Source organism: Streptomyces sp. NBC_01341 (assembly GCF_035946055.1).
Taxonomy (GTDB): domain Bacteria; phylum Actinomycetota; class Actinomycetes; order Streptomycetales; family Streptomycetaceae; genus Streptomyces.
On sequence record NZ_CP108364.1, the window covers coordinates 3,581,479 to 3,595,152 of the forward strand.

The 13,674-nt window shown below is 66.0% G+C and carries 14 protein-coding genes; 2 read left to right on the plus strand and 12 right to left on the minus strand.

Annotated features, from left to right (window positions below; genetic code table 11):
* The 11 genes from OG206_RS15725 to OG206_RS15775 all read right to left on the minus strand — a co-directional run bounded on the left by OG206_RS15725 (position 1) and on the right by OG206_RS15775 (position 8,064).
* Positions 1–828, minus strand: a complete 828-nt coding sequence (locus tag OG206_RS15725; protein WP_327116465.1) for a bifunctional DNA primase/polymerase — start codon at positions 826–828, stop codon at positions 1–3.
* Complete coding sequence (locus tag OG206_RS15730; RefSeq protein ID WP_327116467.1) at positions 825–1,475, minus strand: DNA cytosine methyltransferase; 651 nt, start codon at positions 1,473–1,475, stop codon at positions 825–827. Before OG206_RS15730 ends, OG206_RS15725 begins: the two co-directional genes overlap by 4 nt.
* Entirely contained in the window at positions 1,472–2,158 is a 687-nt protein-coding gene (locus OG206_RS15735; RefSeq protein WP_327116469.1) for an SAM-dependent methyltransferase, read from the minus strand. The genes OG206_RS15730 and OG206_RS15735 overlap by 4 nt, the downstream gene beginning before the upstream one ends.
* A gap of 92 nt (positions 2,159–2,250) precedes the next feature.
* The gene (locus OG206_RS15740; protein ID WP_327116471.1) at positions 2,251–2,709 is read right to left on the minus strand and encodes a hypothetical protein; all 459 of its coding nucleotides are present in this window, start codon (positions 2,707–2,709) and stop codon (positions 2,251–2,253) included.
* Positions 2,710–2,913: 204 nt separating this feature from the next.
* Positions 2,914–5,034, minus strand: coding sequence for an ATP-binding protein (locus OG206_RS15745; protein WP_327116473.1), 2,121 nt, complete (start codon positions 5,032–5,034; stop codon positions 2,914–2,916).
* Between the two features lie 68 nt (positions 5,035–5,102).
* A complete protein-coding gene (locus OG206_RS15750) occupies positions 5,103–5,657 on the minus strand; it encodes a hypothetical protein (RefSeq protein ID WP_327116475.1) in 555 nt (184 codons plus the stop codon).
* Between the two features lie 24 nt (positions 5,658–5,681).
* On the minus strand, positions 5,682–6,014 hold the full coding sequence (locus OG206_RS15755; protein WP_327116477.1) for an RRQRL motif-containing zinc-binding protein: 333 nt from the start codon (positions 6,012–6,014) through the stop codon (positions 5,682–5,684).
* Positions 6,014–6,874, minus strand: a complete 861-nt coding sequence (locus tag OG206_RS15760) for a protein spdB (protein WP_327116479.1) — start codon at positions 6,872–6,874, stop codon at positions 6,014–6,016. The genes OG206_RS15755 and OG206_RS15760 overlap by 1 nt, the downstream gene beginning before the upstream one ends.
* Complete coding sequence (locus tag OG206_RS15765; protein WP_275317660.1) at positions 6,871–7,197, minus strand: DUF6303 family protein; 327 nt, start codon at positions 7,195–7,197, stop codon at positions 6,871–6,873. The genes OG206_RS15760 and OG206_RS15765 overlap by 4 nt, the downstream gene beginning before the upstream one ends.
* On the minus strand, positions 7,194–7,463 hold the full coding sequence (locus OG206_RS15770; RefSeq protein WP_327116483.1) for a DUF6284 family protein: 270 nt from the start codon (positions 7,461–7,463) through the stop codon (positions 7,194–7,196). Before OG206_RS15770 ends, OG206_RS15765 begins: the two co-directional genes overlap by 4 nt.
* 178 nt (positions 7,464–7,641) lie before the next feature.
* A complete protein-coding gene (locus OG206_RS15775) occupies positions 7,642–8,064 on the minus strand; it encodes an NUDIX hydrolase (RefSeq protein WP_327116485.1) in 423 nt (140 codons plus the stop codon).
* Between the two features lie 453 nt (positions 8,065–8,517).
* Between OG206_RS15775 and OG206_RS15780 the strand changes: the two genes are divergently transcribed.
* Both OG206_RS15780 and OG206_RS15785 read left to right on the plus strand, forming a co-directional pair.
* Positions 8,518–9,306 (plus strand): GntR family transcriptional regulator, encoded by a 789-nt coding sequence (locus OG206_RS15780; protein ID WP_327116487.1) that lies wholly within the window; start codon positions 8,518–8,520, stop codon positions 9,304–9,306.
* Positions 9,303–9,956, plus strand: coding sequence for a YdcF family protein (locus OG206_RS15785; protein ID WP_327116489.1), 654 nt, complete (start codon positions 9,303–9,305; stop codon positions 9,954–9,956). The genes OG206_RS15780 and OG206_RS15785 overlap by 4 nt, the downstream gene beginning before the upstream one ends.
* A 202-nt stretch (positions 9,957–10,158) precedes the next feature.
* Here OG206_RS15785 and OG206_RS15790 read toward each other — a convergent pair whose 3' ends face one another.
* Positions 10,159–13,557, minus strand: a complete 3,399-nt coding sequence (locus OG206_RS15790; RefSeq protein WP_327116491.1) for a tetratricopeptide repeat protein — start codon at positions 13,555–13,557, stop codon at positions 10,159–10,161.
* Positions 13,558–13,674 lie beyond the last annotated feature (117 nt).

Here is a 13,674-nt window from a genome sequence, read left to right on the forward strand (position 1 = left end):
TCACATCCCCAATGCAGTGCGGGCGTTGGACCACGCATCCGTGCAGTGCCGGGCGCTCTCGCCCTTCATCTGGGCGGCCGCGAACAGCCGCTCCGCGTGGGCGTCGGTGAGGCACCCGCACCGGCCGTGGGCGGACAGCACGGCGAGAAAGGTGCGGTACACGGTCGTGTGCACCCCGCCGGCCGCCTCGGTGATGCTCTGTTCTGCCATAGCGATGCCGCGCTCCAGATAGGCGGGGGTGCGGTGACGGCACTGCCCGCCCCCGGCCGGAAGGGGCACAGTGACGGGTCGGTCCGGCGACGGCTTCTTGACGATCAGGGCCAGTACGGCATCAGGAAGGACGGTCATGGTGCCGGTGCCGGGTCCGAGCCACCGGGCGTAGGACATGGACGACTTGATGTCGACGCCGACACGGACGGCGTTCGCGGACTGCATCGCACCCTGGTAGATCCAGTGCTCACCGCGCGTCGTGGGCACGGTGCGGGTGGCGGGGAGCGTCTCGCGGGCCCAGGCGATGGCGTCGGCGTGGTCGAGGTCAACGACGGTCAGACCGGTCCCGCCGGGGTGGTAAGCCACCGCAGCGGTCTGCCTCCAGGCCGACGCCCAAGCGGGCCCGGTGAGGACGGCGGGGTCGGTGGTGGCGGCAGCCCACGCGTGGCAGGGGCGAGGGCACTGGCACGGCCCGGCCGTTTTCATGGTCGGCCGGCCGCCACAGGCGTTGTCCCGGCAGGCAGGGCAGTTACCGAACGGGAGCTTTCCGGCTCGCAGCGGCAGGACGGGGACGTTTCGTGCGGCCAGGGTGAGGGCGGTGGCCAGGTGGGTGCTCATGCTGCGGCCTCCTTCTCGTAGGTGAGGAACTGCTGGCCGATCCATTGGGTGTAGGCGGGGGGTACGGCTTGGCGGGCTTCGGTCTTGTTCATCCAGGTGCAGCCCATGGCGTCGGCGTAGGCGCGCTCGCCCTTGTGCTCAAAGGGGAGGAGGCCCTTGTGGTGCCAGCAGGGCGGGAGCAGGTCCCCGCCGCCGCCCCAGGACGTTTCGAAGACGCGGTGGCGGCGGACGTTGAGCCCGAACTGCGACCCACACAGCAGGTAGTCGGGACGCAGGGCCCCGCACCAGGACGCTTCGGGGACGTTCTCGATGACCCAGGGGCGGCCGGTGGACTGCATGGCCTGGCGGCCGGCGGGGATGAGGTTTTCGTGGTCGTCGCGGTTGCCGCGCCAGGCGGTGACGCGGGCGAAGTACTGGCAGGGCCACGATCCGTGGATGAGGTCGAACCTGTGCCCGTGTTCGGCGACGTAGTCGACGGCGTCGGCCTGGACGAACTCGAAGGGGTAGTTCGGCATCGGGTTGATGTCGACGCCGACGATGTCGTATCCGGCGAGGTAGTAGCCCATGGACAGGCCACCGGCTCCGCAGCAGGCGTCCAGGAGCCGTAACCCGTTGGGCTTGCGGAAGGGCAGGACGCGGGCGTTCACGCGGCCACCCCCAGCAGTGCCAGGGCCTGGAGGGCGGCGGTGCCGATCCACTGGGTGTAGGCCGGGGGGATGCACTCGCGGATGCCGTCGCGCGTCATCCACGGCACGTTCATGTCGTCGCGTGCTTCCTGGACGCCGCTGAAGTTGCCGACGTAGTGGGCGAAGTGCCGGGCGGCGCGGGGGCGGCCCATCTTGGTGAGCGGCGCCAGGTGGGCGCCATGCTGGGGCGGGGTGATGGTGAAGCCGCAGGTCTCGAAGAGGCGGTGGCGGTAGGTGCGCATCCCGAATGCGGCGGCGCACATCGTCACCGGGTCCCGGAGTTCTCCGGCGGCCTCTTCGACGTTCTCGATGACCCAGGGGCGGCCGGCCGTTTCGAGGGCGGCCCGGGTGGGGGCGATGAGGTCGGGGTGGGCGCGGTGCTGGATCTTCTGCGCGCGGCTGTAGCGCTGGCAGGGCGGCGAGGCGTGGACGAAGTCGAACTCCCCGCCGTGTGCGAGCAGGTACTGGATCGCGTCGGCCTGGACGAACCGGTACGGGTACAGCGGCTGCGGGGCGCTGTCGACGCCGGTCACCTCGAACCCGGCATCCGTGTAGCCCTTGGCCGCGCCGCCCTGGCAGCAGTAGAGGTCCAGCAAACGGGGCCGGTGGCCGGGGCCTCGCCGGATTAGGACAGGTTGAGTCATGCTGGATGTCTCCAGTTCTCTGATGAGGGTGCTGGCAGACGACGGCGGCCCCGGTTTCATTGGCGTGAGGTTGGGGGCCGCCGTCGGCGTAGCTAGCTGTGGAAGTGGTTGCGCTTGATGACGGCCTTGCGGATGTTCACCGTCGTGGTGCCGCGTTCACGGCTGGCGGTGAGGACCTGGATGGCGATGAAGCCGCCGAAGATGACGGCGGCCAGAATGATGAGCTGCTGGACCAGGGCCGCGAGGGCGGCGATGAACGTGGTCAGCAGGACCAGCCCGCCGCAAACGGCGCCGAACCCGATTCCGCCGAGCGCGATGTTCACCGCCGTACGCGACACGAGCGGCTTGGCGGTGCCCGGCTCGGGCCGGTTGTGGTCGATGGCGTAGCCGGTGATGACCCGCCCGTCCGGCAGCACGATCGAGGTCACCGACGGCACGCCGCCGGGCTGTACCGGGATGACCGGTGCGGCCGGGTAGGGCGTGATGGGGGCGGGGTGGTGGATGGTCACGGCTTGCTCGGCGGGCCGGTGGCCGGTGTTCTCGGGGAACATGCGGAATCCCTTCCTCTGCTGGGTCAGGGAGGCGGAAGTACCCCCTGAGGGAGGCGCTGTGAGGGGGGTGCGGGGGTGTTGAGCTGGGGTGATTCCCCGCCTCCCCGAACCGGTGTTTCCGCTGATCAGTGCGGGGGAGGCGGGTTGGGGAGGCGGTTGGGGAGTTCTCCCCGCCTCCCCCGCGGGAGGGTGCTCGCCTCCCCGCTACTGGGTGGCGGAAGCGGAATCGTCGGCGTCGCGGTTGGACAGGGCACGCAGGACGTGATCGCGGTGGACGACCATGCGGCCGTGGGACTTCTTCGGCTCCTCGCCCCAGGCTTCGAGCACCCGCTTGAGGTCACCGTTGGTCCATCCGCCGTAGACGTCCGCGCTCAACGCCGTGAGCCGCTGCAGGACGTCCTGTGTGAACAGCCGGGGTGCGTCGGCGATGACGGTGGCGATGTCGGCGAGCGGGTCCCGTTCCTCGTCGCGCTCGATGACGTGGAGGGTGGTGACCCCGTCGCGCATGGCGCGGGCGCGGGCGGTGATGAGAGCGGCGGTGTCGGTGTCGATGAAGTGCGTGCGCACGGTGATGGACGCCTGGCCGGCGGGGATCGCGATGCCGTCGGAGGCGACAACGAGGGTTCCCTTGTCGAGCCCCGGGCGGAGGAGGTTCGGGGCGGCTCCGCCGTCGACGGCCTTGTCACCGAGCGCCATGCGGGCCTGCGACTCGGTGCCGAGCGCGAGGGACGCGCGGGTGTGGGCGCCCTCGCGGACCAGCTTGGGAAGGTTCTGGTCGGTCGGGTCCTGCGTGCCCTGCCACAGGGTCACGTTCACGGCCCGGCCCTGGTTGTGAATCTTCCTCGCGGCCATGAAGTAGCGGGAGGTGGCCTTGGACCCGCCGTACGGTCGCTTCTCGCTGTCGACGACTGGGCACATGAACGCCACCTGCGCCTCGTCGACCAGCAGCACGAGCGGCGGGAAGACAGTGCCGGGCGGCGCCTGGAGACGGCGTTCCATCTCGCTCACGCCGCCTTCCAGCATCTCGGTTGCCTGGATGACGTGGTCGTCAGTCGGCCCCTGGATCAGCACCGTGGCCAGGCCATCGAACATGGCCCAGTCCCCGGCGCCCTTCAGGTCGGCAAGCCGGAACTCCACCGCGCGGTCCAGGGCCAGCCACAGCGCGAGGGCCCGCAAGGCTGCGGTCTTGCCCTGGTTGGACAGGCCGGTGATGAGGAGGTGGCGCTGGTAGAGGCTGAGAGCTGCGGCGTCGCCGCGCAGGTCTTGGCCCCACGGGGCCTTGCCGGTCTTGTAGTTCGCGGTGAGGTCCTGGTCGGTGGTGAGCGGGGACGGGCCGATCGGCTCGTCCAGCGCGCCACTGTCGGCGACCCAGAGCCGGACGGTGCGGGCGGCCTGCGGGATCGTGATGAACACTTCGTGCTCATGGCGGGCCAGGTTCTCGGCGAGTTTGCGGCGCCGGTTCTGCACTTCGTTGGTGGAGACGCCGGAGGGCAGGGTCACGTCGACTTCTACGCCGCATCCGGCGATCCGGATCGGGCCCAGCATGGAAGCGCCGGCGTCGCCCATCTCCTTGATGGCGCTGCGCAGCGGAGCGATACCGAGGTTCCGGAGCGCGAGGACGACGATGGAGGGGGTGATCGGCTCCCCCTCACCGGAGCGGGCGTTGGCGGGCAGGGCCCACTGTGGGGCGGCCTGCTGGTTCTTGCCCACGGCCCACAGGCCGAGCAGGACGGCCCACGGGCCGATCGTGACGAGGGGGCCCCAGGTCACGGTGATGATGAAGACGATCCAGCGGACCAGCTCGATCAGCGCCATGGTCGGGGCGCCGATGTCGGTCCAGTCCTTGTTGGCGACGGCGAGCATGATGCCGAGGAGCAAGAGGCCACCGGCCCCGATGCCGAGCCCGGCGGCGATGCCTTTGGCGGCGTCCATGGGTGCGGTGAGCAGGTCCATGCGGCGGCGGTGTCGTTCGTGGCGGAAGCGCTGCCCGCGCTCTTCCCACTCGGTGGCGGCTTCCATGTTCCCCGCGGCTTCTGCCGCACGGAGCATGCGCTCATAGCGGGAGGCGGTGCGGCCCTCCCACGTGCGACGGGCCACGATCCGTGTCCCACCCAGCACGTACAGGCCGTGGCGAGCGGTGGCCCGGCAGGCGGTCTTGGTGGTCTCGTGCGTGGCCACCGTGCGGATGCCGCGTGCGGAGCGCACCCACAGGGGCACAGGCGGCTTTTCAGCGGCTGGAGTTGCTACAGCAGCCGCGTCGACCGGAGCGGGCTCCAGGGGGGTGGGGGTGGTCTTTTCGAAGAGGGGAACGACGTTGTCGCTCATGGCGGAACGACTCCTGACTGCCCCGGGATGCCAGGGGCGAGGAAGGCGGAATGGTGTGGGGGTGGGGGTCAGGCTGCTGCGGCGGGGACGAGGCGGCCGGCGAGGTACTCGGCGCCGTACGCCTCCTTCTCGTCGGCTTCCAGCAGCCGGTCGATCTCACGGCTCTGCCGGCGTGACAGGCGCTCGACACCGAGGTCGTGGCGCAGGCCTGCGACGAGCCGGTCACGGACGTCCTTGCGGCTGGTCTGCATCGCGTGGACCAGTTCGTGAACGAGGGTGATCGCGAATGTGGCTTCGTTGGGGTGCTGGTCGACGTTGATGACGACCAGGACCCCGCCGTCGGCGAGCGGGATGGACCGCCCGGCGACTTCCCGGGCGTGCCGCTTCGCGTCCCGCAGCGCCCGGGCCTGGACCCGCTTGTCGGTGCATCCTGCGGTCTCCCACTCGGCGGCCGTGGTCACCTCGGCCAGGTTCCGCTCCCCGGTGAGGACGACCTTCACGTCGGGCATGCGGCCAGCCACGGAACGCTCCACGATCCGTACGGCCTCTTCGCTCAGGCGCTTGGCGGTGCGCAGGGTGGATCCGTAGCCGAAGAGCTTGTGTGTGCTGACGTCCAGCTTCACGTCATCTCCGTCTCTTGCCGCAGGTCAGGCGGCAGTCTCAAGGTCCGAGCAGGGCACGCACATGCCGAGGGAGCGCGGGATGCAGTACCCGGCATCGGTCCGGCAGTTGGTGCAGGTCCGGCGGGCCCGCATGGCCGCTTCCAGGGCGGCCCGGCGGGCGGGTGTCATGGGACGTACGGACTTGGCCCGGTCGACGCGGTAGAGGTAGGCGACCAGCGGACCGCGCCGTCGGCGGGGCCGCTCCAGCTGCGCGGCCACGTCCTGCCCGCCGGGCCGGAGCCCGAGGGCACGGAGCTGGCGGCGGGTGGCATATCCGTCCGGGGCCAGGCGCCACTGGTAGACAGGCAGTGTCGCCATCACGCAGCCACGCGCTTCCACGCGGCCCGCAGGCGGACCTCTGAGGCGGAGTGGCCAGCGGTCCGGAACCGTGACGCCATCTCCCGGTAGGACAGGGCCGGGGTCTCGCTGTGCCGGATCTGGTCGACGAGCGCGTCCAGGGCGTCATCGGTGAGGGCGCCAGCAGACTCCAGCGCGAACGCGGAAACAGGCTCTGTGGGGCCCCAGACGGGGAGTTCCCAGCGGGGTGTGACTCCGGGCGTGACGCGGCTCGTCACGCTGGTCAGCGCCCGTCCGGTGTCCTCACCATCCCTTGCCGATTCCAGCGTGGACCAGGCCCGGGACAGAGTGTCAGCGGTGCGGGCTTGGACGTGTGCGACGCGGGCACCGGCCTGCGTCACGGCCGTCAGCCGCGTCTCCTCCGTGGAGGCTTCCGCCCGGAGACGGGCACGGGCAACCGCGGCTTCGTCGCGCGCTTCCTGCTGAATGCCCTGGATCGCGTTCAGCGCCTCACCGGTGAGTGCGGTGCGCTCCCACAGTCCGTGCACGAGCCAGAGTGCTTTGGCGGCGATGGGGAGCCAGGCGACGGCCAGCCACGCGCCGGCCGATTCCTCGGTGAGGGCGTGGGCGATCAGGACGCCGGTGGCGATGAGGCCGAAGGACCAGCCGACGGCGGTGACTGGGGTGGAGTGGTCGCCCTGCGCGGCGAGGCGGCGTTCGTAGGCGAGGGTGGCGAGCCATCCGCCGTCGATCCCGAGACCGACGACCAGCGCGACCGGCCACGGCATCGCCGTACCCAGCCACATCACCACGACGGCCAGGGTGAGGACCATGGAGACGGCCGTCATGCCGACGGCGGGCAGTACGGTCTTGGCGTTCATGCCGCACTCCCGTCCAGCGACCGGACCTTGACCGCGCCCAGCAGCGCGACGCGCACCGGGTGCGGGTGGTACTCCGGCCCGGTGTCCTCCGTCCACTCCCATTCAGCGCCCTCGGCGAGGGCGAACCCGAGTTCCGACAGCGCTTCCAGGCGCTGGTCAGGGGTCGGAACGTCGCTGGACGTCGGCCACGTGTAGGTGGGCCACTCACTGACCCGTCCGGACATGGCCACGAACACCTGCCAGCACGGACCGGCCGTCACTTCCGGAGTGGTGGTCCCGCAGCAGCGCAGCGACATCTGCGCTCCGAAGATCTGCTTGCTCATGCCGCGCCCCCGGACGCCGCCGTGCCGGAAACGCGGTTGGCGAGGTCCCGCCGCACCACCAGGACCCGGTTACGGGCCCGGCGGATGCGCCGGGTGTCCAGCTCGTTCGCCGGGCGGTCGATGGTCATGATCTGCGCATCCAGCAACTCGACCTCCGCCCGGATGAGCGGCATCTCCTGCTCGATCGCGTCCAGCTCTGCCGCCGTCGGCTCGACGTCGAGCGACTCGGCCGTGACAAGGCCCTGAAGTGCAGCGATGATCTGCATGGGTCGTTTTCTCCTCGTGGTGGAACGGCCCGAACAGCGGCCCCGGTGTTCCAGCACCGGGGCCGCGCGCCGTTCTGGTGGTAGCCACCCCAGTGGGTGGCAGCGCCCCGGGCCGGATTCGATCCGGCGCCGTCACGACCCCGCCGGCAGGCGGCGGGACCGGGACGAAACAGGTGGGTCAGACGGTCGACGCTGTGACGGCGGCGATGATGTCGGCGTGGTCGAACGCCAGCGGCGGAAGGTCGGCGAGCGGCCACCAGCGGACGTTGACCGCGTCGTCACCGGCTTCGGCGGACGTGCCGGGGATGACGGTGAGCTGGTAGGCGACGGTGACGTACCGGCCGCGCGGGTCGCGGCCGGGGGCGTCCCAGGTGCCGACCTGGGTCAGTTCCTCCGGCGCCGCGTACACGCCGGCCTCTTCGGCCAGCTCGCGGACAGCCGCGGCGCAGCTGGTCTCGCCGGGGTCGACGTGCCCGCCGGGCAGCGCCCACTGGCCGGCGTGCGGGTCCCAGCCTCGCTCGATCAGCAGGACGTACCCGTCGGTCGTGGTGACGACGACGTCAGCGGTGTAGCGGATGGTCTCGAACGTCTCGGTGCTCATGTCGCTCCCGTGGGTCGCGGTTCTGGACAGTCCGGCTCCCCTCTGCCCCGCCCGTACGACCGCGAAGGGTCGGACGGGCGGGGAGGCAACCGGCCGCAGCGGTCACGCGCTGCGGCGGATGGTGGTGCGGTTCTGCGGTTTAGAGCCGAGGGCGTGTCCCCCACTGGGGTGTAGAGCCCCGGTGTGACGGGGGCCCACTCTCGGTCGGCTGGTCTCCACTCACCTCGCCGGATCGGTCACGGTCGACTGCCGGTGGTGGATCACGCTGTGCAGTTGTTCAGCGATGCGGTCCGGCGGAGAGCCGACGGGCGCAGGTCGAAGCAGCCCAAAAGGACGGCCTACGTGCTCGCTGTCCTAGGACTGCGGTGCACCTGAGATGACAATGACGCACAGTCCCGAGACTGTCAACAGTCCTAGGACTGTGTTTCACTGGAGTCGTTGAGAGGAGTGCTCGTGGCACCCAAGTGGCGGGAACTGGCCGACAAGCTGGCCGAGCAGATCAAGAGCGGTGAGCTGCCCCCTGGTCGGCAGCTTCCGCATATCCGAGACCTGGTTGAGGCTGGTGAGGGGTCGAAGTCCACGGTTCACGCGGCCTACAGGGCGCTGGAGGCCGAAGGCCTGGTGACCTCGTCCCGAGGCCACGGCACCGTTGTGCGGAAGCAAGAGCCGCTCAAGCGGCTCGGTATCGCTCGGTATGACAAAGCCAAATGGCGCGACGGGGACGAGGTCGCGTTCATCGCCGACCGCGTAGCTTCTGGGCGCGCGCACAAGCGGGGCGAGCAGACACAGAACGTGAGTCGCGTCCCAGCCACGCCACTCGTGGCCGCTGCACACGGACTTCCGGAAGGCTCTGAGGTGTACGCGCGCGCACGCCTCGTGAAGGAGGGGGACCAGCCGACTCACACCCTGACCAGCTACTACCGCCCGGAGCACGTCGAGGGGACACGGCTTGTCGACCCCACGCCTGGCCCGGCCGGCAAGGGTGGCGGATACCGCGTGCTCTACGACGCGGGGTACGAGATTGACCACATGCGGGAGGAACTGTTCGCGCGGGCCGCAGTGCCAGAGGAGGCCGCACTACTCCAGCTGACGCCGGGCGAGTGGGTTGTAGAACTCCACCGAACCACGTACACGGTCGACGGGACCGTAGTGGAGTTCGCAATTGGCATTCACGCAGCGAGCCGCTTCGCTTGGGCCTACGACTTCAAGGTTCCCGACTCGGCGGAAGGGGCAACGCAGTGATCTCCGTGCAGACGTGGTCTGACGCTCAGCTGCTCTGGGATTTTCAGCAGATGCGCCACGACCCCCAGCCCTGTTCGGTCGGCATCGGTCTCGGAAGCCATGACTTGGGTGTGGCTGACGCGACCGTGAACCTGTATCAGCGCAGCATGTTCCCGCTGATCCTCTTCACGGGGGCGACCAGCCGGACTACACGCGACCGGATGCCACGGGGGGAAGCCGAGCACTATCGGGAGCGTGCGTTGGAATTGGGCGTTCCCGCATCGGCGATCCTCGTTGAGCCTAGGGCGCGGAACACGGGCGAGAACATCAACTTCGCACGCGAACTACTCGCCGAGCGAAGTGTCGAAGTCTCATCCGTGCTGCTCGTGAGCAAGCCGTACGAGGAGCGACGGGCCTACGCGACAGCGCGCAGGCTCTGGCCGGGAGTCGCGATCGTCAGTGCGTCGGCGCCCATGACGCTCTCGGAGTACGTCGACTCCATGAAGGATCCGCGTCTCGTGCTGGACATGCTCGTTGGGGCCCAGCAGCGTCTGTTGGTCTACCCCGAGCAAGGGTTCATGATCAGGCAAGAGGTGCCGGACTCTGTTGCCGCGGCCTATGAACGCCTGTGTGCCGAGGGGTTCACGAGCCGCCTCGTGTCGGCCAATTAGGGGCCCGTTGTAGGACATGGGTGCAGGTCGGTTAAGTATCTGCACCCGCAGCGCTCTTGAGAGCCGTGAGGGCGCCTACGCGGTAGAACCTCCTCTACTGCATCAAGACCCGCGCACGGCGTGGGAGTTCTGCGAGCAGGGCTTCCACCTCTGGCCGGCAGCCGCTTTGTCGTACCGGAACACTTCCCATGGCAATTCTCAATTACGACATCAGGCATCTGGCATAAGTTTTTACGGCTTGGCCGTCAAAAGAAGCAATGAGCGAAATCAGAGAGGTAGGGGATTTGACCGCCAACGCCTCAGCTAGCAACACAATTCCATCCGACCATCCCCGCCGAGACTCGACAACAAGCGGCAAAGCCGTCTCCAGCCAAAACGGGTCGCTGCACTTTCTCACACCACGCAGAAGTTCCTCTCCCCCGCCCTGGGAGATAAGTAGTCTAGCGACCTCACGGAAAGTAGATACCTGCTCATCCTCATCAGGTATGCACAGCACTGCATCAATTGCGTCCTCCGCTTTGATGGAGCGAGCGAAAGACTTAGCGACGCCAACCAGCGCCTCACATCTCTGATCGTGCGCTTCTATGGACAGGGCAGTATCAATTACTTCTCTCGGTACCGCAGTCAGCGCTAGAACTTGACATGCATCACGAATCGCCTTTCCGCGCCTAACTGGGTCGTGGGAACGGGAGGCGAAATCAATTGCTTGCCGGGATAGAACATCAGCCCTGTCCCTTTGACCCTCCTTCGCCAACACTAAAGCAACCTCACTGACACCTCGCGACCTCTGGCAATCATCAGCTATCTCGCCCGCGAGGATAAGGGCTTCCTCTACGAGTCCGCATCGTGCTTTCGCACCGACAATTGAGCGCAATGAGCGAGATTTTACGTAATCATTGTCTATTTCAAGAGCAAGTGCCACCGAAGCTTTGACTAGCTTGACCGACTGCTTCAATTCATCGGGACCAGCGCCCGCCTCCACAACAGCCAAAAGCCCGTCGATTCGACATCTCGGAGAAGATACAGCGAGAGCACAATCAACCGCCTCCTTATAGCGCCCAACGGTTGCAAGTATTCCCGCAGCCTCAACTAGCGTCCGGTCTTCCGAATACGTAGCACCAATCACCCCAAGACTGCGACTTACTTCCCGAGCTCGACTCACCGCAATACTGACAAAACTGACTGCGTCGTCTGCACGTTCAATGCTCACTAGATGTTTTGCAAGGGAAATTATCTCGGCGTGTTCATTGTTCTCGCAAGTCTCCTCCAGGAGCGCCATCGCCTCATCCATCAGTTCAGCTTCAGCGAGCGCATTGATGATTCTCCTGTGCGCTTTTCTAGCTGCAAAAGGCAAAGACTTGTGTGGAGTGCCGCCTGCGGCATCGCGAGCCAGCTTTACCGCCTCCTCGAACCTCCCTCTCTCGAGCAGCCGAATCGATAGCTCAAACTCGATTTCCACCCTTTGAGGTGGTTCAATCGAGGTTTTGATGACATCGAGCATCTCCTCAAAACTTTCTGTTTCGATCAACACTTCAAAAGCAATTAGCAGATACGGGAGACCCATGTTTCTGTGAAGCGAAACAGTCAAGTGAGCGACTTTCTGGGCTGCGCCAGTCGCTTCTCCGGCTTTTCCTAGCCGGCAAAGTAGTTGGGCCGATCGCGCAAGTACCTCGCACCTACCCAACAGGTCCTCGATGGTGTCAGAAACTGCAACAGCGCGTTCTGCAAGCCCTATGGCCTCACCGATCTGGCCACAAGAGAAGAGTGCGGCTGAGGCTTCAAGAAGACTTACTGCATGACTGGTTGGATTCGTTTTCGTTCGAGCGGTGTCTGCAACATATTGCGCGAGCTCAGCAGACTCATTCAACCGACCGCAGCGTGCAAGGAGTGCAGAGACTTCGCCGAGGGTCTCTCCTTGGCGGTACTTATCCGATATAGCGGCAGACGCATCGACTGCGTATTGCGCGAGTTTGCCAGCCTCATCCGCATGGCTGTAATCAGCTAGCGCATGAGCGATCGCAATAATCACACTGGAGCTAGTAAGAGATAGCCCGATCTCATAAGCGCGGTGCACGTTCCCTGAGACTGCTAAGGCTCTTGCAACGACGGCCATCAGTGGTTCTTGAGGCGTCGCATTTCCGATGGCGGAAACTATCCGTTCCGCCTCGCGCGCAAAATATGCCGCTTCCTGCATTTTCCCATTGAGAGCAAGTTCTTCTGCGCCGTCGCCGAAAGCGTGTACTCCATCCCAATCGCTATCCAAAGCCCGAATAAGATCCGCACCTTCTGACGCATATCCTGCCTGCGCTAGGGCCATTGATGCCCCTCGACAAAGCCACGCAGCTTCGTCGCTATCCAGGTCCGCAGCCAAGTCGACGGCCTGGCGAGCGATATCAGCGGCTTCATCACACAGACCTGCCAGAGCCAGAGCACGGCTTGACAGGCAGAGTGCATACACGGCCTGCTCCGACTCTGAAGAGGTGTCAGCCAATAGGATGGCCTCGCGTGCAAAATCGATAGCTTTAGAATGTTTCCCTGCACGAGCCAACTCCTCCGCAACACTGCCGAGAGCTTCTCCCCACCTCTCCTCATCTACCAAACTGCGCGCTAGTTCTGCGCTTTCCTCCTCCCTGCCGACCCGAGCCAGCAAATTGGCACTGGCCATCGCCGCCTCATCTCGCCGAGAGGCATTGGGAATATCCAGAGCCCAATGTCGAGCCTGGCTGGCTATATCCGACGCTCTCTCCAAATCTCCTACTTCTACAAGCGCCTCTCCCAGGCATACTAGAGCAAAGGGCTTGTCAATCGGGTCGAGAGTTCTGATGATCTCCGCTGCTGCTGCCAGGGACTCAGGTGTCGAGCCGACTGCTTTTACAATGTAGCTGGAATAGTCCAAGCGTCGAATTGAGCCAGCGCTGTGGACAGCGAGCGCTACCGCACGTTGCAAGTGCCCCATACGCGCCCAGGCATAAATAAGTCCGTCGGGAACATTTCTAGTCTTTTCGACGAGATTCTCACGCTGATGGGCCAACCGGACGCAGACAGAAATATCAGGACGCGCACGGGTGCCGTGAACTGTAAACGCGTTAGTTATCTCGGCTAGGGCATCGATATCAGCACCAGTAAACTGCCACATGCGCTCGTGTCGCACGGAATCGGTAGCTAGCGCGAAGAGCCTGTCTGCGTCCTGCAGCTCAACCAGCGTTCGAGGATACCCAATTAGGACCCACTCAGGTGTTGTAGCAGGCCATCCTGCTGCGCGGGCACTTTCCACCCAAGAATGCAAGCGGTCTCGGTACTGTTGCATGACTGATGGCCGCAGCAATTCGCGAGCACCGAGAAAAAGCTCTTGATGTGCAAAGGAATATACCGCAAGGGGCGCACCATCACCGTCAGCCGCATAGCGTGTCGGGCGTATCTGGAACGCGCGCCCGATACTTCCTCCCAATACCAATTCGATGCGTCGCTGAGTTTGTCCGGTCAGTTCGGCAAGATCGGGCGCGGTGAGTCCTCCGCCCGCCGCCGTGAGACCGACAAGCTCCTCTGTAAGGCCCCCTGCGGCGATAAGGGCATCGAGATTGCGTTCGGCATCCTCTTTCACAACCCAAGCAGCCGGCGCGGGCAGTAATTCATGGTTAGTGGCTGGGTCGCGGAGGGGATGACCAGGTGGAACGTCTCCAGGTAGCGGTGGATGAGTACGACCAGCGACGATCAGCCT